General features: G+C 69.0%; 32 protein-coding genes and 1 pseudogene. 16 read left to right on the top strand and 17 right to left on the bottom strand.

Features of this window, described 5'->3' with window-relative positions:
- Positions 1–3 precede the first annotated feature (3 nt).
- Positions 4–534 carry a MauE/DoxX family redox-associated membrane protein gene (locus tag ACFOWZ_RS03295; RefSeq protein ID WP_382368402.1) on the top strand — a complete coding sequence of 177 codons (531 nt, stop codon included), beginning with the start codon at positions 4–6 and terminating at the stop codon, positions 532–534.
- 186 nt (positions 535–720) lie between these two features.
- Here the strand turns inward: ACFOWZ_RS03295 and ACFOWZ_RS03290 are convergent, their stop codons facing one another.
- On the bottom strand, positions 721–2028 hold the full coding sequence (locus ACFOWZ_RS03290; protein ID WP_382368399.1) for a cytochrome P450: 1308 nt from the start codon (positions 2026–2028) through the stop codon (positions 721–723).
- Positions 2029–2088: 60 nt separating this feature from the next.
- On the opposite strand from ACFOWZ_RS03290, the gene ACFOWZ_RS03285 reads away from it, so the two are divergent.
- On the top strand, positions 2089–3225 hold the full coding sequence (locus tag ACFOWZ_RS03285) for a HEAT repeat domain-containing protein (RefSeq protein ID WP_382368396.1): 1137 nt from the start codon (positions 2089–2091) through the stop codon (positions 3223–3225).
- Here the strand turns inward: ACFOWZ_RS03285 and ACFOWZ_RS03280 are convergent.
- Complete coding sequence (locus tag ACFOWZ_RS03280; protein ID WP_382368393.1) at positions 3222–3962, bottom strand: DeoR/GlpR family DNA-binding transcription regulator; 741 nt, start codon at positions 3960–3962, stop codon at positions 3222–3224. The genes ACFOWZ_RS03285 and ACFOWZ_RS03280 overlap by 4 nt on opposite strands.
- A 49-nt stretch (positions 3963–4011) precedes the next feature.
- Here ACFOWZ_RS03280 and ACFOWZ_RS03275 point away from each other — a divergent pair, with 49 nt between their 5' ends.
- Positions 4012–4371, top strand: a complete 360-nt coding sequence (locus ACFOWZ_RS03275) for a hypothetical protein (protein ID WP_030473436.1) — start codon at positions 4012–4014, stop codon at positions 4369–4371.
- On the opposite strand, the gene ACFOWZ_RS03270 is transcribed toward ACFOWZ_RS03275, so the two are convergent.
- The gene (locus tag ACFOWZ_RS03270) at positions 4359–4961 is read right to left on the bottom strand and encodes a phosphoribosylanthranilate isomerase (RefSeq protein ID WP_382368390.1); all 603 of its coding nucleotides are present in this window, start codon (positions 4959–4961) and stop codon (positions 4359–4361) included. The genes ACFOWZ_RS03275 and ACFOWZ_RS03270 overlap by 13 nt on opposite strands.
- 75 nt (positions 4962–5036) lie before the next feature.
- Here ACFOWZ_RS03270 and ACFOWZ_RS03265 point away from each other — a divergent pair, with 75 nt between their 5' ends.
- Together ACFOWZ_RS03265 and ACFOWZ_RS03260 are read left to right on the top strand one after the other, a co-directional pair.
- Entirely contained in the window at positions 5037–5474 is a 438-nt protein-coding gene (locus ACFOWZ_RS03265) for an FAD-dependent oxidoreductase (RefSeq protein WP_382368387.1), read from the top strand.
- Positions 5471–5845, top strand: coding sequence for a hypothetical protein (locus ACFOWZ_RS03260; RefSeq protein ID WP_382368384.1), 375 nt, complete (start codon positions 5471–5473; stop codon positions 5843–5845). Before ACFOWZ_RS03265 ends, ACFOWZ_RS03260 begins: the two co-directional genes overlap by 4 nt.
- A gap of 33 nt (positions 5846–5878) precedes the next feature.
- Here ACFOWZ_RS03260 and ACFOWZ_RS03255 read toward each other — a convergent pair whose 3' ends face one another.
- Complete coding sequence (locus ACFOWZ_RS03255) at positions 5879–6259, bottom strand: cupin domain-containing protein (RefSeq protein ID WP_382368381.1); 381 nt, start codon at positions 6257–6259, stop codon at positions 5879–5881.
- A 64-nt stretch (positions 6260–6323) separates the two neighbouring features.
- Between ACFOWZ_RS03255 and ACFOWZ_RS03250 the strand changes: the two genes are divergently transcribed.
- Positions 6324–7130 (top strand): hypothetical protein, encoded by an 807-nt coding sequence (locus ACFOWZ_RS03250; RefSeq protein ID WP_382368378.1) that lies wholly within the window; start codon positions 6324–6326, stop codon positions 7128–7130.
- Here ACFOWZ_RS03250 and ACFOWZ_RS03245 read toward each other — a convergent pair whose 3' ends face one another.
- Together ACFOWZ_RS03245 and ACFOWZ_RS03240 are read right to left on the bottom strand one after the other, a co-directional pair.
- Complete coding sequence (locus ACFOWZ_RS03245; protein ID WP_382368375.1) at positions 7131–8144, bottom strand: CU044_5270 family protein; 1014 nt, start codon at positions 8142–8144, stop codon at positions 7131–7133.
- Positions 8137–8673 (bottom strand): RNA polymerase sigma factor, encoded by a 537-nt coding sequence (locus ACFOWZ_RS03240; protein ID WP_382368372.1) that lies wholly within the window; start codon positions 8671–8673, stop codon positions 8137–8139. Before ACFOWZ_RS03240 ends, ACFOWZ_RS03245 begins: the two co-directional genes overlap by 8 nt.
- Positions 8674–8814: 141 nt before the next feature.
- On the opposite strand from ACFOWZ_RS03240, the gene ACFOWZ_RS03235 reads away from it, so the two are divergent.
- Complete coding sequence (locus ACFOWZ_RS03235; RefSeq protein ID WP_382368369.1) at positions 8815–10095, top strand: glycosyltransferase 87 family protein; 1281 nt, start codon at positions 8815–8817, stop codon at positions 10093–10095.
- Here the strand turns inward: ACFOWZ_RS03235 and ACFOWZ_RS03230 are convergent.
- The gene (locus ACFOWZ_RS03230; protein ID WP_382368366.1) at positions 10040–10627 is read right to left on the bottom strand and encodes a DUF4360 domain-containing protein; all 588 of its coding nucleotides are present in this window, start codon (positions 10625–10627) and stop codon (positions 10040–10042) included. The two genes, ACFOWZ_RS03235 and ACFOWZ_RS03230, sit on opposite strands and share 56 nt — an antisense overlap.
- Positions 10628–10714: 87 nt before the next feature.
- Complete coding sequence (locus tag ACFOWZ_RS03225) at positions 10715–11506, bottom strand: class II glutamine amidotransferase (RefSeq protein ID WP_382368363.1); 792 nt, start codon at positions 11504–11506, stop codon at positions 10715–10717.
- A gap of 131 nt (positions 11507–11637) precedes the next feature.
- Between ACFOWZ_RS03225 and ACFOWZ_RS03220 the strand changes: the two genes are divergently transcribed.
- A complete protein-coding gene (locus ACFOWZ_RS03220) occupies positions 11638–12027 on the top strand; it encodes a hypothetical protein (RefSeq protein WP_382368360.1) in 390 nt (129 codons plus the stop codon).
- Positions 12028–12029: 2 nt separating this feature from the next.
- Here the strand turns inward: ACFOWZ_RS03220 and ACFOWZ_RS03215 are convergent, their stop codons facing one another.
- Together ACFOWZ_RS03215 and ACFOWZ_RS03210 are read right to left on the bottom strand one after the other, a co-directional pair.
- Positions 12030–12173, bottom strand: coding sequence for a hypothetical protein (locus ACFOWZ_RS03215; protein ID WP_382368357.1), 144 nt, complete (start codon positions 12171–12173; stop codon positions 12030–12032).
- Between the two features lie 27 nt (positions 12174–12200).
- Positions 12201–12416, bottom strand: a complete 216-nt coding sequence (locus ACFOWZ_RS03210; protein ID WP_382368354.1) for a hypothetical protein — start codon at positions 12414–12416, stop codon at positions 12201–12203.
- A gap of 66 nt (positions 12417–12482) precedes the next feature.
- Between ACFOWZ_RS03210 and bla the strand changes: the two genes are divergently transcribed.
- Positions 12483–13361 (top strand): class A beta-lactamase, encoded by an 879-nt coding sequence (bla, locus tag ACFOWZ_RS03205; RefSeq protein WP_382368351.1) that lies wholly within the window; start codon positions 12483–12485, stop codon positions 13359–13361.
- Here bla and ACFOWZ_RS03200 read toward each other — a convergent pair.
- Positions 13358–13744 (bottom strand): GyrI-like domain-containing protein, encoded by a 387-nt coding sequence (locus ACFOWZ_RS03200; protein ID WP_382368348.1) that lies wholly within the window; start codon positions 13742–13744, stop codon positions 13358–13360. The two genes, bla and ACFOWZ_RS03200, sit on opposite strands and share 4 nt — an antisense overlap.
- 115 nt (positions 13745–13859) lie before the next feature.
- On the opposite strand from ACFOWZ_RS03200, the gene ACFOWZ_RS03195 reads away from it, so the two are divergent.
- Entirely contained in the window at positions 13860–15557 is a 1698-nt protein-coding gene (locus ACFOWZ_RS03195) for a cellulase family glycosylhydrolase (RefSeq protein ID WP_382368345.1), read from the top strand.
- A gap of 1 nt (position 15558) precedes the next feature.
- Complete coding sequence (locus tag ACFOWZ_RS03190; protein WP_382368342.1) at positions 15559–16425, top strand: NAD-dependent protein deacetylase; 867 nt, start codon at positions 15559–15561, stop codon at positions 16423–16425.
- On the opposite strand, the gene ACFOWZ_RS03185 is transcribed toward ACFOWZ_RS03190, so the two are convergent.
- A complete protein-coding gene (locus ACFOWZ_RS03185; protein ID WP_030473424.1) occupies positions 16414–16770 on the bottom strand; it encodes an RNA-binding S4 domain-containing protein in 357 nt (118 codons plus the stop codon). The two genes, ACFOWZ_RS03190 and ACFOWZ_RS03185, sit on opposite strands and share 12 nt — an antisense overlap.
- Positions 16771–16779: 9 nt before the next feature.
- On the opposite strand from ACFOWZ_RS03185, the gene ACFOWZ_RS03180 reads away from it, so the two are divergent.
- Positions 16780–17331, top strand: a complete 552-nt coding sequence (locus ACFOWZ_RS03180) for a chorismate mutase (protein ID WP_382368338.1) — start codon at positions 16780–16782, stop codon at positions 17329–17331.
- Here the strand turns inward: ACFOWZ_RS03180 and ACFOWZ_RS03175 are convergent.
- A complete protein-coding gene (locus ACFOWZ_RS03175) occupies positions 17328–17651 on the bottom strand; it encodes an STAS domain-containing protein (RefSeq protein WP_382368335.1) in 324 nt (107 codons plus the stop codon). The two genes, ACFOWZ_RS03180 and ACFOWZ_RS03175, sit on opposite strands and share 4 nt — an antisense overlap.
- Before the next feature lie 295 nt (positions 17652–17946).
- Between ACFOWZ_RS03175 and ACFOWZ_RS03170 the strand changes: the two genes are divergently transcribed.
- From ACFOWZ_RS03170 to ACFOWZ_RS03160, 3 genes are all read left to right on the top strand, one after another.
- Positions 17947–19632: a peroxidase family protein gene (locus tag ACFOWZ_RS03170; RefSeq protein ID WP_382368332.1), complete on the top strand. Its 1686-nt coding sequence runs from the start codon at positions 17947–17949 to the stop codon at positions 19630–19632.
- A 58-nt stretch (positions 19633–19690) separates the two neighbouring features.
- Entirely contained in the window at positions 19691–20152 is a 462-nt protein-coding gene (locus ACFOWZ_RS03165) for a hypothetical protein (RefSeq protein WP_382368329.1), read from the top strand.
- Positions 20153–20276: 124 nt separating this feature from the next.
- Positions 20277–21683, top strand: coding sequence for a serine hydrolase (locus ACFOWZ_RS03160; RefSeq protein ID WP_382368326.1), 1407 nt, complete (start codon positions 20277–20279; stop codon positions 21681–21683).
- Positions 21684–21709: 26 nt separating this feature from the next.
- Here ACFOWZ_RS03160 and ACFOWZ_RS03155 read toward each other — a convergent pair whose 3' ends face one another.
- From ACFOWZ_RS03155 to ACFOWZ_RS03140, 4 genes are read right to left on the bottom strand one after another with little or no spacing between them, the layout of a single operon-like run.
- Complete coding sequence (locus ACFOWZ_RS03155) at positions 21710–22300, bottom strand: nitrile hydratase subunit alpha (protein ID WP_382368323.1); 591 nt, start codon at positions 22298–22300, stop codon at positions 21710–21712.
- Positions 22293–22556, bottom strand: a complete 264-nt coding sequence (locus ACFOWZ_RS03150) for an SH3-like domain-containing protein (RefSeq protein WP_382368320.1) — start codon at positions 22554–22556, stop codon at positions 22293–22295. Before ACFOWZ_RS03150 ends, ACFOWZ_RS03155 begins: the two co-directional genes overlap by 8 nt.
- On the bottom strand, positions 22549–22800 hold the full coding sequence (locus ACFOWZ_RS03145) for a hypothetical protein (protein WP_382368317.1): 252 nt from the start codon (positions 22798–22800) through the stop codon (positions 22549–22551). The genes ACFOWZ_RS03150 and ACFOWZ_RS03145 overlap by 8 nt, the downstream gene beginning before the upstream one ends.
- A 1-nt stretch (position 22801) precedes the next feature.
- On the bottom strand, positions 22802–23722 hold the full coding sequence (locus ACFOWZ_RS03140) for a TIGR01777 family oxidoreductase (RefSeq protein ID WP_382368314.1): 921 nt from the start codon (positions 23720–23722) through the stop codon (positions 22802–22804).
- Positions 23723–24265: 543 nt separating this feature from the next.
- On the opposite strand from ACFOWZ_RS03140, the pseudogene ACFOWZ_RS03135 reads away from it, so the two are divergent.
- A pseudogene (locus ACFOWZ_RS03135) lies at positions 24266–24476 on the top strand (hypothetical protein); the annotation flags it as partial.

Below are 24476 nucleotides of genomic sequence, written 5' to 3'. Positions count from 1 at the left end.
GTGATGGTGCTGAGCGTGGTGTCCACAGTCCTTTGTGGACTCGTCCTGCTGGTCTCCGCCGTCAGCAAGGTGCGCAGCCGCACCGACTACGCGGAGTTCGTCGCGTCGGTGCCGGCCTTCGGGATCCCGGCGCGCTGGACGCGCCTGTTCGCCGTGGCGACCGTGGTGGCGGAGTTCGTGATCGCCGCGCTGCTGCTCGCGTCCGCGATCGTCGGTTCGTGGTCGGCCATCGCCGGTCTGGTGCTGGCGACGGGCCTGTTCGGTGTGCTGACCGCGGCGGTGTGGCGTGCGGTGGCACAACGGTCCGGTGCGGTGTGCCGGTGCTTCGGCCGGACCAGCACCAAGCTCACGCACCGCCACGTCGTGCGCAACGCCTCGCTGCTGGGCATCGCCGTGTTCGGGCTCGGCTCGTTCTTCGTGGACGCCGAGGTCACCACGGCCGCCATGGCGCTCGCGGTCGTCGTCGGTGCGATCGGTGCGGTGCTGGTGGTGCGGTTCGACGACCTCGCCGACCTCGTCGCGGGCCCGGCCTAAGCGTCCTGTCCGCTACTGCTGCTGTTTGGCGCGAAAAGCACGTTCGGGCCATCTATCGGCCCCAATGTCACGTTCGCGCCAAACGGGCCTGGGGAGCGAACGTGACGTTCGGGCGATCTAGCGGCCCGAACGTGCTTTTCGCGCCAAAACCGGGCAGCGACGGTGCGGACAGGGGGCTTGGTCACCTCATGAGAGCTGGGCGGGCAGGCGTTCGAAGCCGCGCAGGATGCGGGTGGGACGGCGTCGGGCGCCCGCCGCCAGCCGCAGGCCGGGGAAGCGGTCGAAGATCGTGCGCAGGCCGATCTCGCCCTCCATGCGCGCGAGCTGCGCGCCCAGGCAGTAGTGGCGGCCCGCGCCGAACGACACGTGGTCGCGGGCGTTCGGGCGGGTCACGTCGAACGTGCCGGGGTCGGAGAACACGGACGGGTCGCGGTTGGCACCTGCGAGCACGGTCGTGACGATCTGGCCGCGCCGCACGGGAATGCCCGCGACTGTGGTGTCCTGCGCGCACATGCGGCCGGTCAGCAGGACCGGCGGGTCGAACCGGAGCACCTCGTCGACGGCGTTGGCCCACAGTTCCGGCTTCGAGCGCAGCAGTGCGAGCTGCTCGGGGTGCCTGGTCAGCAACGCGATGCCGTTGCCCAGCAGGTTGACCGTGGTCTCGAAGCCCGCCGCCAGCACCAGGCCCGCGGTGGCCTTGAGCTCGCGTTCGGTGAGGCCGACGCCGTCCTCGCGGGCGGTGATCAGGCGGCTGAACAGGTTGTCGCCGGGATTGGCGCGCAGGGCGTCGAGGTGGCGGGTGAGCCAGGCGTCGAACGTGGTCAGGCCGGCTTCGACGTCGCGGAAGACGCGCCACGACAGGCCCAGGTCGAGGCTCGGGGCGGCGGCTCCGCCCAGGGCCAGGACGGTGGCGCGTTCCTCCGGTGGCACGCCGAGGATCTCGCTGATGACCGTGACCGGCAACAGGCCGCAGTAGGCCTCGATCAGGTCGACCGGGTTCGTGGGATCGAGGTCGTCGAGCAGCTCGTCGGTGATCTGCTGGGTGCGCACGCGCAGCTGCTCGACCGCGCGGGCGGTGAAGACCCGCGTGACGAGCTTGCGGTAGCGGGTGTGCGACGGCGGTTCGACGGCCAGCAGCGACGGTGGCTGGACCGGGTGCATCACGTTCGTGGCGGACCACGCGGCGAGCTTGCCGAGGACGCCGGCGCCGAAACGCGGACGGGCGGTGATGAACGCGTCGTTGCCCAGGACCGCCTTGACGACCTCGTGACGGGTGGTGGTGTGGCCGACCTTCGTGGCGGCGAGCGGGCCGCGGGCGCGGATCTCGTCGAACAGGCCGGTCAGGTCGGCGCCCGTGGAGGCCTCGACGGTGATGCGACCCTGGAGGTCGCCGCGGCGCGCGGCGAGACGCAGCACCGCCCGTGGCAGCGCGTGGCCGATTCCCCAGCGCACCGCCGGTTTGACGTGCTCCTCTGCCAAATTCGAGGTACTCATCAGTTCCGCAGACTGCCGAGTGCGCGGCGGCGAGTCAAGGCACGCGTATCCTGCCGCGCCATGGAGATCCGGGCGCTGCTCGACCGCGTGGACCGCGACGACTTCAGACGCGAGGTCGAGGACTTCGTGCGGGAGCAGGGCATCACGGTCTTTGACCAAATAGCGGAGCTGATCGCGACCTCACAGGACGGTCAGGTCGTGCGGCAGGCGTGCCGGGCGTTCTCCTTGCTGCGGGCCGGTGACGAGGTCTACCTCGCGGCGTCGCGGCACCCGCACCACGCCGTCCGCAGGGAAGCCGCGAGCATGTTCCGGGGCGAGCACGCGTTGAAGCACGCCAGGGAACTCCTGCCGCTGCTGGCGGACGAGGACCACCACGCGCAACGGGAAGCGTTGTGGGCGTTCGGGACCATGGGGCCGGACGTCCTGCCGTTGCTGCACGAGACGCGGAGAACGGCCAAGGGCGCGGTGCGCAGGGCCGCGCTGGTGGGGATCGTCGAGGTCGCCGGGCCGGACGCGATGTCGCCGCAGGACCGGAAGATGATCGAGCGGTTCATCGGCGTCAAGATCGAAGACGAGATGTACGGCACCGAGGAGATGCACCTCTGCGGCGGCTGGTACGCGATCAGGACCGACGACCAGAACGCCGTCCTCGGGGTCTGCGGACTCCAGGATCCGGTGCCGGTCACCAAAGTTCTCGGCGCGTCTGCGTGGAACAACGACCATCACGCGTGGTCGAAGGACGACGAGCACGTCCAGTGCGCCAGGGTCTACGTGACGGGCGCGTGGGACGGCTGGACGCTCGTGTTCGGCGAGCCGTTCGCGCACGGAACCCGCAGCGTCACGGAGATCTGCGCGGTGCTGAGCGCGGTGTTCGGCGAGGCGCACTACTACGGCATGAGCTGCGGCGACGGCTGGACGGCGTGGTGCATCGCGGAGGGCGGCGAGGTCGTCCGCTACTACGACGCGTTCAAGGCGGAGGACCAGATCGGCGAGCTCGACGTGGAGGACGGCAGGGGCCTGCCGCACGACTGGAGCGACGAGAACGACGACCTGGAGGACATCTGGGCGACCGAGGTCGCGGAGGAGCTGTCGGTCGACCCCACGTACTTCGAGGGCGACGTCGAGGGCCACGGCGTGCTCGCGTTGACGCAGTGCGGCCGGACCTACGGCTCTCCCAAGGGTTTCCTGCAAATCTAGGCAGGGACGACCGGCACCTCCAACGCTCGCACGATCGCGTTGTCCGCGTCCGTGATCACTCCGGCGACCTCGGCGAACGGCAGCACCGAGAACCTCGACGCCGTGCCGATCTTCTCCGAGCTGGCCAGCACGTAGGTGTCGGCGGCCTGATGCGCGAGTGCGCGTTTCATCGCGGCCTCGTCCGCGTCGCCGGTCGTGAGGCCTGTTTCGGGGTGCACGCCTGTGACGCCGAGGAAGAAGAGGTCTGCGTGCACGCCCCGTGCGGCCTCCACGGCGGCGGCACCACACGCGACCATCGAGTGCTTGAAGAGTCGTCCACCGATCACATAGACCTCTACGTCCCGATGCTCTTCCAACGCGCTCGCGATCGTCGGACTGTGCGTGACGACTGTTGCGTGCAGATCGAGCGGTAGCGCGCGTACGAGAGCGAGGGTGGTCGTCCCGCCGTCGAGGATCACCGTGCTGCCGGGCTCGATCAACGCCGCTGCTGCTCGTGCGACCCGTTGCTTGCCATCGACCTGCACGCCCTGACGTGTGGCGTAGTCGGCGATGGCCGGCGAAACGGGCAGTGCGCCGCCGTACACGCGTTGGCACAGTCCCGCCGCCGCGAGATCGCGCAGGTCACGACGGATCGTGTCCTCGGAGATGCCGACTTCGGTGGCGAGGTCCTTGGCGACGATCCGGCCGTCGGTGCGCAGGCGTTCGAGCAGCAGGTCACGGCGTTGGGCAGCCAGCATGCACGTTTCTCCTTGTTTTTGCCGAGTCTTGCACATTATGGTCGATCGCATGCTGATTCTCATCGCGGGGCCCTACCGATCCGGCACCGGGGACGACCCCGCACTGATGGCGCGCAACCTCGAACGGCTGGAGGAGGCGGCGTGGCCGATCTTCCGCAGCGGTCACGTGCCGATGATCGGTGAATGGGTCGCGTTGCCGGTGCTGCGCGGCGCGGGCGGCAGCTCGCCGGCGGATCCCATCGCCTCGGAGATCATGTATCCGACCGCGGAACGCCTGCTCAGGCACTGCGACGCGGTGCTGCGGCTGCCCGGCGAGTCGACCGGCGCGGACGAGGACGTGCGGATCGCCCGCGAACGCGGCCTGCCGGTCTACGAGCGGGTGGAGGACATCCCGGGTTACGCGGCCTGACGTGCGGCGGCGACGAACTCGCGCATCCGGCCGTGGTCCTTCACGCCGCGGCTCGACTCGATGCCGCTGGACACGTCGACGCCCCACGGCCGTGCCACGCTGATCGCCCCGGCGACCGTCTCGGGCGACAGTCCGCCCGCGAGCACCCACTTGCCCGACGGGCGGTTCTCGTCGAGCCGCGTGATGTCCCACTGCTCACCGGATCCGGCGACGGGGGAGTCGATCAGCAGCAGCTCCTCGCCGAACGCGCCGGTCCGCACGTCGGTGTCCGGCCCGAGCGCGGTGGCGCGGACGAGCTGGAACGGCAGGTCCGCGAGCTCGTCGAACGCGTCCTTCGGGTAGTCGCCGTGCAGCTGCAACGCGCGCACGCCCGTCTTCAGCGCCATCTCACCGGCTTCGGCGGCTGTGATGCCGCGCACCACGGCGACGGTGAGCACGTCCGCCGGCACGTCCGCGACGAGCCTCCCGGCCAGGTCGAGGTCGATCTGGCGGGGGCTGGCGGTCAGCACGAAACCGACGGCGTCAGCACCGGTTTCGACGGCGACGGCGACATCGGACTCGGTGCGCAGACCGCAGAGCTTCACGAACACACCACTGATCCTAGTGCGGCACTGGTGTCGCCGGGCTAACAGTCACATCCCGCGGCGCTGCGTGGTCCTACAGGTATGACGCAACCGGAACACCAGACAGCCACCTCGGTGCTCGTGATCGGTACCGGCGGCGCGGGGCTGCGCGCCGCCGTCGAACTCGCCGAACGCGGGGTCGACGTGCTGGTCGTCGGCAAGCGCCCGAAGTCCGACGCGCACACCGCCCTCGCCGCCGGTGGGATCAACGCCGCGCTGGCGACGATGGACCCCGCCGACACGTGGCAGCAGCACGCGGCCGACACCATCAAGGAGAGCTACCTCCTCGCGAACCCGGACATCGTCCGGATCGTGGCCGAACAGGCGCCGCGCGGCATCGCCGACCTCGAACGGTGGGGCATGCCGTTCGCCCGCGAGACCGACGGCCGCATCTCGCAACGGTTCTTCGGCGCGCACACCTACCGCCGCACCTCGTTCGCCGGCGACTACACGGGTCTGGAGATCCAGCGCACGCGATGACCGAGCACGCGGGCGTCGTCCGCGACGAGGCGGGCCTGCGCAAGGGCCTCGCCGAGCTCGACGAGCTGGAGGGCCGCATCCGCGACGTCGGCGTGCACCCCGATCTCGCCGGCTACCAGGACCTCGCGCACGCGTTCGACCTGCTGGCGTCGGCTATGTCCGCCCGCGCGACCCTGGAGTGCGCGCTCGAACGTCGCGAAACGCGCGGTTGTCACAACCGGTCGGACTACCCGGGCCTGGATCCCGCGCAGCAGGTGAACCTCGTGTGGGCGGGGCCGGGGCAGGTCGAGCGGGAGGAGATTCCTCCGGTGCCGCAGGAGATCGCGTCGCTGATGAGGGAGGTCGACACGGAGGGCAAGCTGGTCGAGTGATCGGAGAGGGGCGGGGGTTCCCGCCCCCACCCGTCACGCCCGCAGGTGCTTGCGCGCCTCCAGTTCTTCCTGACTCACGACGGTGAGCACCGGCAGCCCCGGCGCGCAGATCATCGTCGCGACGAGCGCGGACTCCTCGTCGTCGAGGTGGTTCGCGCCCTTGTAGTGGATCACGTCTCCACCCGGCTCGAAGAACGCCTCACCGGCCCGGATCACGCACTCCGGCGAGCCTTCGAGCTCGAACGTGATGGCGCCCTTCAACACGTAGGCGTAGATCGGGCCGGGGTGGCGGTGCGGCGGCGCGCCGGGGCTGCCCGGCGGCAGGGTGACCAGGATCGTGCGCGCCACCAGGCTTGACGGGACCGGTGCGACGCCCGGTGACTCGGCGAGGATCTCGACTTTCACTTCGCTCATGCCAAAAGGACCACGCAGCGGGCCGTTCTGTGACAACGTGAATTCCCCACCGAGAGGAAAACCGTTGTACGACGAGGACTGGCCCGAGTCCGTGGCAGGGTGGGAGCTCGCCCGCCACGGCCACCACGAGAACTACCGCAAGCGCTTGGCCAACGGCATCACGGTGTCCGCGAGATGGGACGGCGAGGAGCGCAGCGGCGTGGTCGAGGCCCGCGTCGAGCCGATCGGCATCGGGCGCACGCTCACCCGCAGCCGCAAGGAGTTCAACAGCAAGGACGACTTCTTCACCGCCGCGCGGCTCGTCGTCGACATGGCCGCGAACCTGCCGTCGATGCGCATGGGTGCGGAAAGTCCCGCGGATTCCTGGGTGTTCGGGGAGGTGGCCGGCAACGTCGAGGCGGTTCCCGGCACGGACGCCGAGCCGGAGGTCGAGCTGACCTTCACGCTGACCGAGGGCCGCACGGTCGAGCTCGTCATGACCGAGGAGCAGACCGACGACATGATCTCCCGCATCTACTCGATCAGCAAACACGTCTGGTCGGAGTACCACGACGACGAGGAAGATGACGACGAAGACGAAGAAGACGTTGTGGAACAAGAGGTTCCGGACGTCAGCGAGGTCGACGCGGGCCCGGACACCGGGCACGAGCTGATGGTCGTGCTGGAGGAGAAGTTCGGTGTCACCCAGGACTTCGTGATGGCCCACGTCGACTGGTCGGCGGTGATCGTCGTCGGTGAGCCGGCGGTCAGGACCCTGCTCGACCGCGCCGAGGAGCTGGCCGACGCCGTCGCGCCGGGGTGGCTCCCCGGCGCGGTGGAGCGGCCCGGCGAGATCTGGGTGGTGCTACACCGAGCCCCGTTCCGCAGCTGACTAGGACCCTTGTCCCGCACCGGAAACGACGGTCGTGGTCACCGACGAGACACCGATCACCTGACCCTTCTTCAGGCCCCACGCGTCCTTCGCCAGCAGCGTGCGGGACCCGAGGTACTCGCCGGTCGCCTGGTCGACGACGATCTGCTCGGTCGTCTCGTTCTCGGTGACGCCCAGCGCGGTGCCGGTCCTGCCACCGATCGTGGCGGCCTGGTCGACGACCTCCAGCTTCGGCAGGTAGGTCAGCGCCTGGTAGACCGCGGACCGCACCGCGGCCGGGTACACGCCGGAGTCCAGACCGTCGTTGATCATCTGGAGGAAGACCAGGCCCTCGTTGCCCGACACCTCGTCGCGGAGCTTCCGGTAGAGCTCGCGCGGGTCGAGCGGGAGCGTGGCGAGGTACTCGGGGGACGGGTCGCGGAAGCTGGCCTCGATCTTGTCGTGCAGCGCGGGGCCTCCCTCGGACGTGTACTCGCCCTCGCTGTCGATCGGTGACTCGAAGCCGGCCGGAAGGTCCTTTTCGGACCCGATGAGCCACTGCCTGCCGCCTGCTCTGGTGTGCCTGTACAACCAGGTTCCCTTGCGGTCGGCGGGGATCCACGTCTGCGAGGTCTGGCCCTGCAGGTACATCCACCTGTGGTCGTAGTCGGTCATCGACCAGGTGGCCTTCTGCAGCACGTGCAGGTACTGCCCCGGCTGCAGCTTCGCGTCACCGGTGAGGTTCGCGGCCTGCTCGAGCACGTCGGCCGCGGCCACGTTCGGCCCCTTGTCCTGCGAGACCAGCGACGGCGCGAGCAGTGCGGCGCCGGCGATCACGACCATCGCGGCGGCCGCGGCGACCAGCGGGATGCGGCGGCGGCGCCGGAGCGGGACCACCTTCCCGGACTCCTCGGCGTCGATGCGCGCCAGCAGTGCCACGCGGCCCCGCTCGAACGCCTCGTCGCTCATCGGGGCGACGTCCGCCATCGCCCACTTGACGGTCTCGTCCTCGACCTGGCGCGTCTCGTCACGCATCGTCGTCGCCCTCCTGCCCGTTGATCTTCGCCCGCAGCTTGGCCCGCGCCCGGAACAACCGCGTCCGGACCGTCGCCACCGGCGTCTCGGTCACCTCGGCCACCTCGGCCGCGCTCAGATCGGCCCACGCCACCATGAGCAGCACGTCCCGTTCCTCCGGCCGCAGGTCCGCGAGCACCTCGCTGAGGTCGCCCATCAACGACTTCGCGTCCACCGCGGCCGCCGTGCGGTCGTCGACGTGGTCGGTCACCGCGCGTCTGCCGTGCTCGCGCGCCCACGCCCGCAGGCGCCTGCCCTCGGCGCGCACGTGCTGGCGCAGCAGGTTCGTCCCGATCCCGAACAACCACGCCTTGACGCTCGCGCGGGCCGGGTCGAAGGTCTCACGGCGTTCCCAGGCGATGAGGAACGCCTCGGACACCAGATCGTCCGCGATCGCGGCGTCCACCCGCAGCGCCAGGTAGCGGTGCAGGTCACGGGCGTGCCGGTCGTACAGCTCGACCCAGGCGTCCCGGTCCAGAGGCTTCGTCACCCCCGGTCCTCCTGTTCGCGCCGGTGGCGCTGTCTCGGTGCTCACGGAACCTATTGGTCGATGGGGCCGGCCGCATTCCCAGATGGACGGTGTGACGTGCGCCCCGGGAACGCCGATGCGGCCGGCGGTCAAGAAGAGGGCGTGAACGAGATCGCGTTGATCAGCCGGCTCGCCGACGACGTGCCGCCCATGTCCGCCGAGGCGTTCGAGTCCGGGCGGAAACGACTGCTGACCCGGCACCGCTGGGTCGCCGCGCGCCGCGTCCTGCGCGTGCTGTGGTTCGTGACGCTCGCCGCGGTGCCGCTCGTCCTGGCCTCCACCGGCGTCTCCTACCTCGACCTCCAGGTGTACCGGACGGGTGGAACGGCGTGGCTGCAAGGACTTCCGCTCTACGTCGACTTCCCCGGCGAGCTGGACGGTCCGCAGCTGCCGTTCACCTATCCACCCATCGCCGCCGTGATCTTCAGCGTGCTCACGGTCGTGCCGGTGTGGGCGGCGAACGCGCTCGTCGTCATCGTGAACTTCCTGTGCCTGTCGCTGGTGAGCTTCCTGGTCACCCGGCGGCTCACGGCACGGCCGAACGTCGTCTGGACCGTCGCGCCCGCCGTCGCGATCGCCGGTACCGCACTGGAACCGGTGATCTCGACGTTCCTCTTCGGACAGATCAACCTGGTGCTGATGGCGCTCGTGGTGGTGGACTGCCTGGCCGTGCGCGATCCACGCTTGCGCGGTGTGCTGGTCGGGCTGGCCGCCGCGATCAAGCTGACGCCGCTGATCTTCCTGCTGTACTTCCTGGTGCGCAGGGACTGGCGGGCGGCGATCACGTCGATGGTGACGTTCCTCGGCCTGGCCGCGGCCGGATTCCTGTTCGCTGCCGAGGATTCCGCCGAGTACTGGTTCCACGCGCTGCTCGACCCGAGCCGTGCGGGCGGTCTGGCGTACATGGCGAACCAGTCGTTGCGCGGGGTGCTGCACCGGATCAACCCCGGCCAGCCGACGGAAACGCTGCTGTGGCTCGGTTTGTCCGCGGTCGTCGTGGTGCTCGCGGTCGTGGCCGCACAGCGGGCCCGCAACGACGTCGTGGCGCTCACCGCGATCGCGACCGCCGGTCTGCTCGTCTCACCGGTCTCGTGGTCGCACCACTGGGTCTGGTGCGTGCCGGGGTTCCTGGCGCTGGGTTTCGCACGCCGGAACTGGGGGACACTCGCGGCGTTGCTCGTGGTGTTCTTCGTCCAGCCCTTCACGTGGTTGCCGAGCACCGGCGACAAGGAGATGACGTGGACCTGGTGGCAGCACGTCTACGGGGACGCCTACACGTGGGTCGCGATCGGCCTGCTCGTAGCCCTCGCCACCACCAGGCCGGGGCTCAGCAGCGCCGCACCCGCACGGTTCCGCGGCTGGACTCCACGATCACGAAGTTGAGCTTGTCCGGGTCCGCCGAGCCGAGCGTGACGCGCACCTCGCCGTTGATGTTGATGTTGCGGGGTGAGCCGCACGGCGCCCACTGGATGTCCGCGGCGCTCGGGCGGTACTGGGTCTCCCAGCTGTCGCTGAACGGCCCGGTGAACGTCTGGCTGACCACCGCGGTGGGCGAGGTGCCCTGCAGGTAGGTGCTGATCCGGCTCACGCCGGTCGCGCCCGGTTGCAGGTGCGCGTAGCCCTCGTAGGTGGTGCGGGCCAGGCCGTAGGTGTAGCCCTGCGGCACGTTGACGCGGAGGTTGATCTGGCAGTTCTTCCGCATGTCCACCGGTGACGATCCACCACCCGCCCGTGCCAGGAACGTGTGGTAGCCGATGGTGAAGGTTCTGCCGTCGGTGCGGACGTCGGCGTCACCGGCCGGGCAACCGGAACCGTTGACGGTCACGACCTCGAGCGCGGGGGCGGGCTCTTCCGGCTCTTCTGCCGGGGCGAGGACGGATAGGGCGATGAGTGCTGCCGCTGCCGTAGTCAGCATGAGGAACCTCTCCGAGGGGTCCGTGGCGGTGGCAGCACCAGACGGTAGTGACGAAACCCCGGCCTTACCTGACGGTTGCCTGACGATTCACGGCTTGAACGCCACCAGTTCCTCCTCGACTCCCGGCCGCACGATCACGCACGTCGACTCCGGCACCTCCTGCCACGCCCCGACCAGGTCACCCAGCGGTTCGGACACGACGAGCCGCGAGTCGTCGGCGAGGTCGTGCAGCGCCGGGTTGTCCGGGTACTGACGCCGCAGCGTCGACACGTCGGTGCTGTGGAAGAGCGTCCGCGACTTCCCGCGGCTCGAGTAGCGGAACGCCCAGGTGGTCGAGCCGTCCGTGACCGCGACGGTCATCTGGACCGGATACTCGACGCCCGCGCGCCTGCCGACGTCCTCGACGAACCCGACCATCCGCGCGACGGCGGCCGGCGGGTCCTGCTCCAGCCCGAAGCTGATCGCGAGGTAGAACATGATCTCGGAGTCCGTCGAGCCCTCGATCAGCGGGAACAGTTCGGGGTCGACCGCCAGCATCAGCTCGCGCCGCACCCGTGAGAACTTCGCGATGAGGCCGTTGTGCATCCACAGCCAGGTGCCGTGCCGGAACGGGTGGCAGTTGGACCGCTGGACCGCGCCGCCGGTCGACGCCCGCACGTGCGCGAACACCCGGTCGACGGTGATCTGGGCGGACAGTTCCCGCAGGTTGCGGTCGTTCCACGCCGGTTCGGTGCTCAGGAACAGGCCGGGCGTGCTCGCGCTGCCGTACCAGCCGATGCCGAACCCGTCACCGTTGACCGCCGTGGCGCCCAGCCGCGCGTGCTTGGACTGCATGACGAGCGAGTTCTCCGGCGCGTAGAGCAGTTCCTCCAACAGCACCGGCGAACCGGAATAAGCTAGCCACCGGCACACGACGGACCTCTCTTCCACCCAGCGCTACATGGGAACACGTACCGCACGTGAAATGCGAGGTTTGCAGCGGCGCGTCCTTCTCAGGCAGCATGCTGGGTGTGACCGTCCCTCCCGGCTTACGTCCCCCGCCCTACGAGCGCGGGAACTTCGAGACCATCGAAGTGCGGACGCCGGTCGTCCCGGTCGCGCCCACCGAGACCGTCGAAACGCGTGAGGAACGCCAGGACCTCGCCGTCATCGGCCCGCTCGCGGCCCTCGTGCTCGCCCTGACGGTCAGCTCGCTGGTCCTCGACCACCCCGCGGCCCGCACCGTCGCCGCCGGGCTGGCCACGGTCGGGTTGATCGTGTCCGTGGTCCTCATGCTCATGGCCAAGAAGCAGCAGAAGCCGAAGCCGGGCCGGCACGTGGCGCGGCACGCCATCGACCCCGAGGCCACCGAGCGCGTTCCTCAGAACTGGAACACGACCGACCGGCGCCGGTCCGTTTAGCGTCACTTGAGGGTCGCCAGACCCGTCGTCGCGTACTTCTCGTCCAGGTCACCGCTCGGCGCGCCGCCGACCCCGATGTCCGCGATCTTCGCGAAGCTGGGCGTGGAGACGCGGACGGCGGCGGTGACGACGGCCGTGGAACGCAAGCTGATCAGGATCTAGAGCTCTGGTGGTCAGCGTTCCGGGTTCAGGTCCTCGTGGCGGCCTCGAACCAGCCGTCCGGTCGGCTCACCGCCGGACGTCTCGACCAGCGCCCAGCCGGGCAGGCCGGGCACCTCCTCGTCGCCGGGGTCGTCGAGGAAGCAGAGGGCGGAGAACAGCGCGTCGAAGGCGGCCGTGCGGGCGATCGCCCTCAGGTCCTCCGGCGCCGCGCCGAGCGCAGGATTCATTGACAACCAGTTGATCTCCGGCGCGTCCTGTCTCGTGGAGAGGTTTCCTCAGAGGGGAGCAGGACGTTGAGTGTTGACCGACGTGCGGTGCTGGCACTGGGCGCCGGAGCAGCGCTGGCCGTGGCCGTGCCCGCACAGGCACAGGCTTCGCCGGTCACCGGCAAGCTGCGCGAACTCGAACGGCAGCACAACGCACGCCTGGGTGTGTTCGCCACGGACACCGGTACCGGTCGCACGGTGCTGCACAGGGCGGACGAGCTCTTCCCGATGGTCTCGACCTTCAAGACCCTCGTGGCCGCGGCGATTCTGCGTCGCGACCAGGACGGTTCGTTGCTGAACAAGGTGATCCGCTACACCGAGGACGACTGCATCAAGTCCGGCTACGCCAAGATCACCGAGCAGAAGGAGAACATCGCTAACGGCATGACCGTCTCGGCCCTGTGCGACGCGACCATCACCTTCAGCGACAACTGCGCGGCCAACCTGCTGATGCGTGAGCTCGGTGGCCCCACCGCCGTCACCCGGTTCAGCCGCTCGATCGGCGACCCCGTGACGCGCCTGGACCGCTGGGAACCGGACCTGAACTCGGCTGAGCCCGGTCGCGTCACCGACACGACCTCGCCGCGCGCCATCGGTCAGAGCTACGCGCGCCTGACGCTGGGCCACGCCCTCAACCGCGCCGACGCCGACCAGCTCACGAAGTGGTTGCTGGCCAACACGACCGGCGACCACCGCATCCGGGCCGGGCTGCCCGCGGACTGGCGCTGGGGCGACAAGACGGGCACCGGCAAGTACGGCACCACCAACGACGTCGGCATCGCGTTCCCGCCAGGACGCTCGCCGATCGTGGTGGCCGTGCTGTCGACGAAGCCCTCGGACAAGGACGCGCCGGCCGACGAACCGCTGCTGGTCGAGGCCGCCCGGATCGTGGCGGGCGTTCTCTAGACCGGCACCCACAGCTCGATCACGGTGTGCCGCCGGTAGAACTCGACGAGCGGCCGGGAGGAGTCCCAGGGCCCCGAGGCCTTGAGCTCTTCCATGGCCGGTCCGACCCGCTCGTACAGCTCCGGCGGCTCACCCTCCAGCACCGTGCGCCGGTACCGCCCGCCCGGCAGCACGCCCACGGTCAGGTCGAACGAGTCCGCGGGCTTGCGCGGCGTGCAGACCGTGTAGGTGCCGGCGGCCTCGTCGACGCGGGCGAACATCCTGCGGCCGCGAAGGCCCACCAGGTTCTCGAACCAGTCCCACGCCTCGCTCACCGCGGTGAGCTCGTCGGCGACGGTGTGCTCCAGCACCTCGACGTCGTCACGGGTGATCAGATCCACCACGCCCCCAGGAAAATCGTCGAACGGCGTCGAACGCGCTCAACCGACTCTAGCCCGCCAGGAATTCACCGGCTAGCGTGCAACGCGAATCTCATTCACGTTCTCGAAGGCGGCGGCGATGCGGCGAGCGGTGCTCCTGACAGTCCTGTTCCTGTTCGCGTGGGTGATCACCCCCGTGCACGCGGAGTCGTTCGACGGCTCCGAGCTGCGCGTGTCGGGAGGGGTGTTCCGCGACGAGCACGGCCGCGAGGTCGTGTTGCGCGGCTTCAACGTCTCCGGCACGGCGAAGCTCGCCGAGTACCGCGGCCTGCCGTTCGCGTCCACGGCCGACGCGCGCAAGTCGGCGCTCGCGATGAAGCAGCTGACCGGCGCCAACGCGGTGCGGTTCCTGCTCACCTGGGCCTGGATCGAACCGCAGCGCGGCCAGATCGACCACGCCTACCTCGCCAAGGTGACCGAGCAGCTGCGCACGTTCACCGACCAGGGAATCCGCGTGTACCTGGACTTCCACCAGGACCTGTACTCGCGTTACCTGTTCAACAAGGACAGCTGGTACACCGGCGACGGCGCCCCCGCGTGGGCCGCGAGCGGGTACCCCAAGGAGTCGTGCGGCCTCTGCTTCCACTGGGGGCAGAACATGAAGAGCAACAACGCCGTCACGGCCGCCACCTACGACTTCTGGCACAACCGCAACGGGGTCCAGGACTCGTTCCTGAACGCGGCGGGCGAGGCGCTCAAGCACGTCCGGGAAGCGTTGCCCGCCAACGAGTTCAAGCTCGTCGTCGGCGTCGACCCGCTGAACGAGCCCTACGCGGGCAAGTACGACAGCGGCCAGAACTCCCAGCAGTGGGAGCGCGATCTCCTGATGCCGTTCTACCAGCGCTTCCGGACCAAGATGGACCAGGCGGGGTGGACCTCGAAGCCCGCGTTCGTCGAGCCGCTCGTGTTCTGGAACCAGAACGTCGACTTCTTCGCCGAACCCGGCGGCCTCGCGCTCGTGCCGACGCTGGGGGAGCGGTTCGTCTTCAACGCCCACTTCTACGACGGCAAGGCCCAGTCCGGCCTGCTGATGCCGGGCAAGGCGGGCGACGGGCAGTACACCCAGGCGTTCGGCACGATCCGTGAACGCGCGAAGGCGCTCGGCACCGCCGCGATCGTCTCCGAGTTCGGCCACCCGGTCTCCGGCAACACCTCCGACAAGCTCTCGTCGGTGCTCAAGGGGATCTACCAGGGCCTCGACTCGACCTCGCCGGGTGCGCGCTGGTGGTCGGCGCCGCGCGGGACCGTGGTCTCGGGCAGCCAGTGGCACTGGGACACCAACTACGGCCGTCACCGCGAGCTGATGAACGACAACCCGAACAAGGTGATGACCGAGGGCGACGCCATGAACGAGGAGCACTTCTCGGCGGTGAAGCTGGACGCCGCGGGCAACCCGGTGCTCACCATCGAACGCGCCCTCGTCGACCGCGTCTACCCGCAGGCCGTCGCGGGCACCACGCTCGCGTTCACCTACGAGGACCGTGCCTACCAGACGTGGCAGCAGATCCCGCTGCCGAACGTCCGCGCGCTGGTGGGCTCGGCGCCGTTCGCCGTGCTCGTGTGGGACTCCAACGGTGGTGCCGCGCCGACCGAGGTGCACCTGCCGGAGTCGTTGCGCTCGCCGCTCGTGGTGAGCTCGGCGTCGTCGACCGTGCAGGGTGACAAGCTGCTGCTGCGCGGTGGTTCCGGACGGCAGTTCGCGCTGGTCACGGCTTCGTCGGGCGGCAACACGTCGGCGGCGGAGGCCGAACTGCGGAACTGGTACGTAAGCTGGTGAAGTGCGAACTAGGCCCACTCTGAGCTGGTCGTCGTCGGGCCCGTCGCTGCCGCGCACCTCCACTCTCACCGACGTCGTCCCGATCGTGGCGCAGGGCGGTGTGGTGGTGCTCAGCGGCGCGGGCCTGTCCACGGAGTCCGGCATCCCCGACTACCGCGGCGAAGGCGGGTCCCTGCGCAAGCACACCCCGATGACGTACGAGGAGTTCACCACCAGCCAGGCGGGCCGGCAGCGCTACTGGGCCCGCAGCCACGTCGGCTGGCGCACCATTGCCCGCGCACGTCCGAACGCGGGCCATCACGCGGTGACGCGGTTGTCGTCGAAGCTGTCCGGCGTCATCACGCAGAACGTCGACGGCCTGCACCAGGCCGCCGGCACCGGGAACGTCGTGGAGCTGCACGGCGGCCTCGACCGCGTGATCTGCCTGGACTGCCGCCTGCTCTCGCCGCGCGTCGAACTGGACCGCCGCCTGCGCGAGGCGAATCCGGACTTCGCCGCGACCACCGACGAGATCAACCCCGACGGTGACGTGTTCCTGCCGGAGGAGGCGGTGCGGGGCTTCGAGGTCGTCGGCTGCCTGGAGTGCGGTGGCGTGCTCAAGCCGGACGTCGTGTTCTTCGGCGAGAACGTCCCGCGCCCGCGCGTCGAGCAGTGCTACTCACTCGTCGACGGCGCCCGGTCCCTGCTCGTCCTCGGCTCCTCGCTGACGGTCATGTCCGGCCTCAGGTTCGTGCGGCGCGCGGCCGGTGCGGGCCTGCCGGTCGTGATCATCAACCGCGGTGAGACCCGCGGCGACCAGTTCGCCTCGCTGCGGGTCGACCTGCCGCTCGGCACCTCCCTCACGGAGCTGGCCGAGCTAGTTCTGTGACCTGAACTGGTCCAGCACGCGCCGCTCGCGCTTCGTGGGCCGCCCGGCGCCCCGGTCGCGCCGCGCGATCGGGATGTCCGGCGGTGGCGGGGGAGTGCGGTCGATGAAGCACGTGGCCGCGTCCGCCGCGCCGACCCGTTTCTGGATCACCCTGACCACCTCGACGATCCGCGTCTTGTCGCCGACGCGGGCACGGACCTGGTCGCCGGGCACCACCGTCGTGGACGGCTTCGCGGGCTTGTCGTTGATGCGCACGTGGCCGCCCCGGCACGCCTGGGCGGCGTCCGGGCGGGTCTTGGTCAGCCGGACCGCCCACAGCCAACGGTCGATGCGCGTGGACTCCACCCCGCCATCATGGCACTCTCGGAGATCATGAAGACCCTTGCGGTAGCTCTCACCCTTGCCGCGTCGTTGCACCCCGTCGGCCCGCTCGGTGAGCTCACCGACCTCGCCGTGAAGCGCGTCCAGGTCGCGGACCTGGTGGCGGCGGCCAAGTTCGGCACCACCCAGCCCATCGACGACCCCGCCCGCGAGAAGCAGGTCCTCGACGGCGTGCGCACCAGGTCCGCGGAGCTCGGCCTCGACCCCGAGAACGCGGCACGTTTCTTCCGCGCCCAGATCGAGGCGAACAAGCTCGTGCAGCGCGGCCTCTACGCGCGCTGGACCGAGCACCCCGAGGAGGTTCCGCAGCACCGGCCCGACCTCGGCACCGAGGTCCGCCCGATCCTCGACCGGCTGACGACGGACATCCTGGCGGAGCTCAAGGACACCGAGCAGATCCGCCGTCCCACGCTGAGGTGCGAGGTCCACGCGACGATCGCGGAACGGTCCGCGGTCGTGCTGCACCGCCTGGACCGGTTGCACGAGAACGCGTTGAGCGAGGCGATGCGCGGAGTGTGTTTTTAGAGCTCCACTGTGGACTTGAGTCCGAGCATTCTGGCGAGCCCCGACAGTTCGAGCACGCGGGTCACCTGTTCGGAGGCCGCGGCGAGCCGCAGTCCGCCGGCCGCAGCGGAGGCGCGGGCGTGTCCGCGCACGAGAGCGCTCACCCCGCTGGAGTCGCAGAAGCTCACCGCGGACAGGTCCAGCACCACGTACCGGTGGCCCTGGTCGAGGAGGCGGTCGAGTTTGGCCAGGAGTCGTTCCGAGCCGGAGCCGGAGAGTTCACCGGAGACGGTGAGCAGGGTGGAGGCAGGCGACGACTCGGTCACCGTGACTTCGAGCATTTCGCAGTGGTACCCGCTCCGGGGCGCCCGGAAACCGGTCCCTCGAAGACAGCTGTGGGAGTGCCCACCGCCGGAGTGCCGCAACGCCGCTCGAAATCAAGATCCGAAAGCGACGAAGATCGCTGCACTCCCGGATTTCACGAATATTCCGGACCACCTCGTATCCGCTGTGTGACGACGTTTTGGTCGTGACCAAAAGCTTCGACGGAAATTTCGACCGTATGGAGACTGGTGTCGGGGCAGGTGCTTGTTGGGGAGAACAGGTCGCCTGGTAGAGGGGAAACAGGGGGATCACATGAAGAGGCACGTGCGCGACAGTTTCTTCGTCGTGGGCGAAGGTGTGCTGGAATTCGACGGCGAAGGTGGAGCCGTCACGCGTCAGCCCTCCACGGCGGAGGAGTTGCGCAGGTTCCGGTTCTCACGACTGGGACCGAAAGGCCCGCGGACGGACGAGGAGACGCGCGTCGCCCTGGCGGCCGCGATCACCGCGAACGTCGCGCAGCCCGACTCGGCGGACCCGGCCGTCCCGGCGGGGTTCACCTACCTCGGCCAGTTCGTCGACCACGACCTGACGATGGACCGCACCGAGTCGCAGCTCGGCCAGGACGTCAACCTCGACGAGCTGCTGCAGGGCCGCTCGCCGGCGCTGGACCTCGACTCGGTCTACGGCCGCGGCCCGCGCGACAAGGACGACCAGGCCTTCTACGCCCAGGACGGCGTGAAGCTCAAGGTCGGCACCACGACGCCGGTGCCGTTCCCGGACGAGGGCACCAACGTCCCGTTCGAGGGCTTCGACCTGCCGCGGCGCGGTGGGACGGCCGGCACGGCGGCGGATCGGCGGCTCCCGCTGATCCCGGACCCGCGCAACGACGAGAACCTCGTGGTGGCGCAGACGCACCTCGCGTTCATCCGCTTCCACAACCGCGTGGTCGACGAGCTCGCGCTCACCGGTCTCACGGGTGAGCGGCTGTTCCGCGCCGCCAAGGAGCTCGCGGTCCGGCACTACCAGTGGATGCTGAAGACCGACCACCTGCCGCGGATCATCGACCCGGCGATCGTGGACGACGTCTTCACCAACGGCCGCAGGTTCTTCGAGGTGCCCGGCAGCTGCTACCGCCGCGACAACTCGCCGACCATGCCGATCGAGTTCTCGGTCGCGTCGTACCGCTTCGGGCACAGCCAGGTCCGCGGTGAGTACCAGTGGAACCGCGTGTTCCGCAGCGGCGGACCGGTCCAGGCGCCGGCGTCGTTGTTCCAGCTCTTCACCTTCACCGGGGTGAGCGGCAACTTCGACCCGTCGTCGGCGCTTCCGGCGGACCTGGACGACGTGACCAGGGGCGACTTCTTCACGTTGCCCAGCAACTGGATCGCGGACTTCCGCAGGCTCTACGACTTCACCGAGGCGGACCGGGACGACCTGGCCGCACCGGCGGAGTTCGACGGCGGCAACGTCACCAAGCGGATCGACACGCTGCTGGTCGACCCGCTGACGAGGCTGCCGGCCGGCACGTTCGGCGGGCGCGGCACGCAGTTCCCGGAGATCCAGCGCAATCTCGCGTTCCGGAACCTGACCAGGGCCTCGATGATGGAGCTCGCGTCGGGGCAGCAGATCGCCGAGCTGTTCGGCGTCGAGCCGCTCACCGCCGAGCAGATCCTCGTCGGCAACGGTGGCGCCGTCCTCGACGGTCTGTCGGAGGAGCAGAAGGCCCGGCTCGTCGAGGCGACGCCGTTGTGGTTCTACATCCTGCGCGAGGCCGAGCTCGGCGACGGACGCATGGGCCCGGTCGGCGGGCGGATCACCGCGGAGGTCTTCCACCGCGCGATGGAGGGCAGCCGGATCTCGATCGTGCGCTCGCCGTACTGGAGGCCGACGCTCGGCCCGGACTCCAGCACGTTCCGCATGGTCGACCTGCTGCTGTTCGCGTTCGAGGGCAAGGCCGACCTGCTGAACCCGCTCGGGGACCCGCAGACCGGCAACTGATCTCTCTCGTTCCTCCTGTCTGGCTGGGTGGTGGCAGCCAGACAGGAGAGGGAGATCGATGTTGCGTCCAGAAACCACGCGCCGCGAAAGCACGGAAGAACGCCTCACCCGTTTCGCGGGTGGCGCGGGAATTCCGCTGCTGCGCATCGGACTGGGGATCGTGTACCTCTGGTTCGGCGTGTTGAAGCTCTTTCCCGGTGGCAGCCCTGCCCAGGATCTCGTCGAACGCACGGTTTCCGCGCTGACGTTCGGGATCGTCCACGGGGATTTGGCGAGACTGAGTGCCGCGATCACCGAAATCGGGATCGCACTGGTTCTGCTGAGTTTTCGCGCACCCCGGTCGTGCGCGGTCCTGCTGATCGGCCACGTCGTGCTGGTGTCGACACCGCTGGTGTTGTTCCCCGGTGAGATGTGGTCCGGACCGCTGCTGGCGTCGTTCGAAGCCCAGTACATCCTGAAGAACCTGGTGACCGTCGCCGCCGCGGTGGTCATCGCCTCATCGCACCCGAGGGTGCGATGACCGGGAGCCGCTCGACTCGGGGTCGGGCGGCTCCCGCCTTCGTACGGTCGGTGGAGAGCGCTTTCTCACCCCTGGACGGGCCACTGGTAACTTCTCGCCAGATCAACTTCGACTGGGGAAGTCAATGAAACTCAAGCGTTTCACCGTGCTGTGCACGGCGCTCACGTTGACGGGTGCCGCCGTGGCGCCGGCCGTGGCCTCGGAAGAGGGCACCCACCGGCTGGCCGAACGTCTGCGCGAAGCGATCGTCGCGCAGAACTTCAAGGACGTGATCGACCTGACGCCGCCCGCGAGCGGTGCCGCTCTGCGGTCGGCGGGTCCGCGGGAGAAGTACGACGCGTCGCCGGCCGAGCTGATGAACAAGGCTCGTGCGCGGATGGCACTGGCCGCGGGCAAGCCGTTGCACCAGACGCCGAACATGGACGCCGCGATCATCGAGCTCGACCCGGTCGGCCGGCCCAAGACCGTGGCGAACGTGCTGCTCAGCCCGCAGTACCCGAACGGTGTGGTGGTGCCGGTCAAGCACAAGGGCCTGTCCACCGACCAGGTGCGCTACCGCTGGTGGGACGACGACGAGTGGGACGCCAACGGCGGCAAGGGCACGCGTGACGTGCTCGCCGGCCGCGAGAACGCCGCGATCGACTTCTCCTCGCCGTACCCGGCGTCCGTCCTGAAGCTGATGGTGGGCTTCGGCGTGCTGCGCCTCGCGGACGAGGGCAAGGTCGACCTCGACGCCGACTACGTGTACGACCCGAACCCGGTGCGTGCGGCGTGCGGCGGGCCGTCGGTGAAGAAGATCCGGCAGCACTTCGACGAGATGATCACGAAGTCGCAGAACGAGTCCACCTGCGCGCTGATCAAGATGATCCACGACCTCAACGCGTGGGACCACGTCAACCAGACGTTCGTCGACCTCGGCATGCCCACCCTGATGGTCACCGGCACCATCCCGGGCAACGGCGGCCGCTGGATCGGCTCGAACATGAGCGGTCTCGACACCGCGAAGCTCCTGCTGCTGGTCAACGGCGGCGCGGGCGTGCTGTGGACGACCGACGGCGGCAAGCAGGTCACGCGCAACGAGCTCTCGTACTCGTCGCGGAAGTTCTTCCAGGACACGCTGGCGGACCAGGGCCACAACGAGATGCTGTCCACGCCGAACTGGTGCGGCCGCGACTACCCGGTGCAGGGCCTCCCGCAGCAGGTGCCGGCGCGCTGGATCAAGCCGGACGGCACCGTGACCGTCGGTGACGCCGTCTACGACCGCGACGTCCGCCCGTGCAACGAGGCCGCCGAGGTGACCTTCGCGCACAAGACCGGCTGGGTCGACACCACGGGTTCCGACGCGGGCATCGTGAAGTCGTTCCGCGGCAAGGACAAGCGCAACTACATCGTCGTGGTGTTCTGCAACCTCGGCACCGACTACGTCGACGCGAACCGCCCGGCCGACCCGCCCGGCGTGTACCCGGTGCTGTACACGCAGAAGTACGCGCAGCTCGGCAAGGCGATCGACAACATCATGAAGAACATCTAGTTCGGGTTTGCGGCACCGCGGTCGTGCTACACGGCCGCGGTGCCGATCAACCCGTTGCGCGTCACCCTTTTCGCGAGTTCGTCCTCGCTCAGGTGCTCGGTGCCCTCGGGCCTGCGCGGCAGCACCATGTACCGCGACTCGGCGTTCGCGTCCCACACCCGGATCTCCGTGCCGGCGGGCAACTCCAGCCCGAACTGCTCCAGCACCTCCCGCGGGTGGCTCACCACCTTCGACCGGTAGGCCGTGCTCTTGTACCAGGTGGGAGACGGCCCGAGCAGGGCGATCGGGTAGCAGCTGCAGAGCGTGCACACGACGACGTTGTGCACGCTTTCCGTGTTCTCCACGACGTGCAGCCGTTGCACCTGAAGCCCACCGCCCATCGACAACCCGACCGCGGGCAACGCTTCGTTCGCGTTCTCCAGCAGCTTCGCCTTGAAGTCGTCGTCGACCCACGCCCGCGCGACCACGCGGAACCCGTTGGCCGGGCTCGCCTTGTGCGCGAAGGCCTCCAGCGCGCGGTCCAGCTCGGCCGCGTCGAGCAACCCCTTCTCCTCGAGGATCGCTTCCAGCTCCCGCACGCGCGCGGCGATCGGGGCGTCGTCGTGGTCGTCACTCATCGCTGAGGTATTCCTCCCAAAGGGACAGCGTCACGCTGTGGTCGCCCTGCCCGAACAGCTCCTGCGCGGTGAACCGCACCAGGTAGACCTGCTGCGGCTGCTCGATTCCCCGCGCTCTCAGATCCGCCAGCGGATGCACACCATCGGTTCCGATGACCACGCCGGTCTTCCCGCGCGCGTAGGCAGGCAGCCGAGTGTGGTGATCGGGGTCCACAGTGGACGTCCGAACTCGATCGCCTCTCCGGCGCTCAGACATGGCCCTTCTCCGTGAGCAGCGTCTGAATGGCCCGGAACCAGTTCTCGTAGTACGACGACTCGTGCGACATCGTCCGCTCGACGGCGTCCCGGAACTCGTCCAGGTTGTAGAGGCCGCGCCCGATCAGCGCCCGGTTCATGGCGAACACGTGCGCCTCCCAGTCAGCGTGAAACCCGGGCTCGTCCAACTCCTGCTCGACCGGCCCGAACCCGTCCACCCCGCCGACGTCGTTGATCCTCGGCATCTCACCTCCTGCGCTCAGCCAGATTCTGCGCCGCCTCCCGCCAGTTCGGGAAGTGGAACTCGAACCCGGCCCGTGTGAGCTTGCCAGGAACCACCCGCCGGCTCTTGAGCAGCAACTCGGTGTCACTCCTGATCGCGAACGCCCCGACCTCCGCCATCCACGCGGTGGCCGGCAACCCGACGGGCCTGCGCCAGGCCCTCCGCAACTCCCGCATGAACTCCCTCTGCGGCAACGGATTGGGCGCAGCGAGGTTGACCGCCCCCTCAACCGGTTCCCTGATCAACATGGCCACCGCCCGCACGAAGTCGTCGTCGTGAATCCACGACACGTACTGCCGCCCACCCGCAACCGCCCCGCCGAGCCCGAGGCGCGCGAGCCACGACAGGTAGTCGAACGCGCCACCCCGATCAGGACTCATCACGATCGCCGCCCTCATCGCGACCTTGCGAGTCTGCGGCGTGACGGCCGCGTTCAGCTCGGCCTCCCAGCGCTTGGCGATCTCGACGCTGTACGCCCAGTACCCCGGCACGTCTTTTTCCCTGCCGCCGATGACGCCTGTGGCTTCGTCGTTCGCGGCGTCGAACCGATGCGCGTAGATCGTGGCCGTGCTCATCTGCAGCCAGACCTTGGGCGGTGTTTCCGCCTTTGCGATGGCCTCGCCCACCACCCTCGCCGAATCGATGCGTGAACGCATCATCTGCTGGAGGTTCTCGGCCGTGTACCGGCAGCTCACGCTGCGTCCGGCCAGGTTGATCACGACGTCGGCGCCGTTGATCTCGTCCGCCCACGGGCCCAGCGTCCTGCCGTCCCAGTGCACGCCCTGGTGTCTGCTGATGATCACCACTTCGTGGCCTGCTGCGGTGAGTGCGCGGTGGAGCACGGTGCCGATCTGGCCGGTGCCGCCTGGAATCACGATCTTCATGTCGCCCCCTCGCGTGAAGCTAACCGCGAGGTTGCTGAGAGTTGCTTCAGGTTGGCGGGGTGGGGGTGCGTTGGGGTGTGCGGGTTGGCGTGCGCGGGTCGGCTTGAGGTGGTTCGGCGCGGGTTCCAGCGGGGTGGTCACCTTGTGCTGGTCGTGTCGCCTTGGGTTGGTGGTTGCGTAGGTCCTGACGAGCCGGGTCATTTCATCGCCGCTTCGCGACGATTGCGATTGGGGCTTGACTTCGGGGCCCTTGCGAGGCGCTCATCGGCCTTAAAAAGCCGGGCAATAAGAGCCCGGCCGATCCAACCAGCGTAGCACCTCGCACCCAAAGTCAAGCCCCAATCGCACGCGTGCGTGGTCGCGTTTGTTGGTCGGCTCACCTCATTACCGCTTTCCCGCGTTCGCATTGCCCGATTCGGCTCGGCTTCGCCCTCGCCGCTTGCCTGCGGCTTCGCGGGATCACGTTGCTCGGCTGGGTTGTTCACCCTATCGTGTTCCGCTTTGCCCGTTATCTTTTCGTGATCTTGCGGTAGATTAGAACACGTGATCGAAACCCGACTCCTCTCCACCGACGAGCTGCTCCGCAGCCTCGTCGACGAGGTGGCGGAAATCCGGGTTCGGGAGAATGCCGCGTTGCAGATCGTCGCCGAATTGGATCGGCGTGGGGCCGCGAGCGAACTCGGGTACAGGAATCTGCCGCAGGTGTTGCGGCATGTTGTCCGCTGGGATCTGCATGTCGCCACGCGGTGGATCG

The organism is Lentzea rhizosphaerae (genome assembly GCF_042649515.1).
Taxonomy (GTDB): Bacteria; Actinomycetota; Actinomycetes; order Mycobacteriales; family Pseudonocardiaceae; genus Lentzea; species Lentzea aerocolonigenes.
This window is presented reverse-complemented; position numbering and strand designations above follow the sequence as displayed.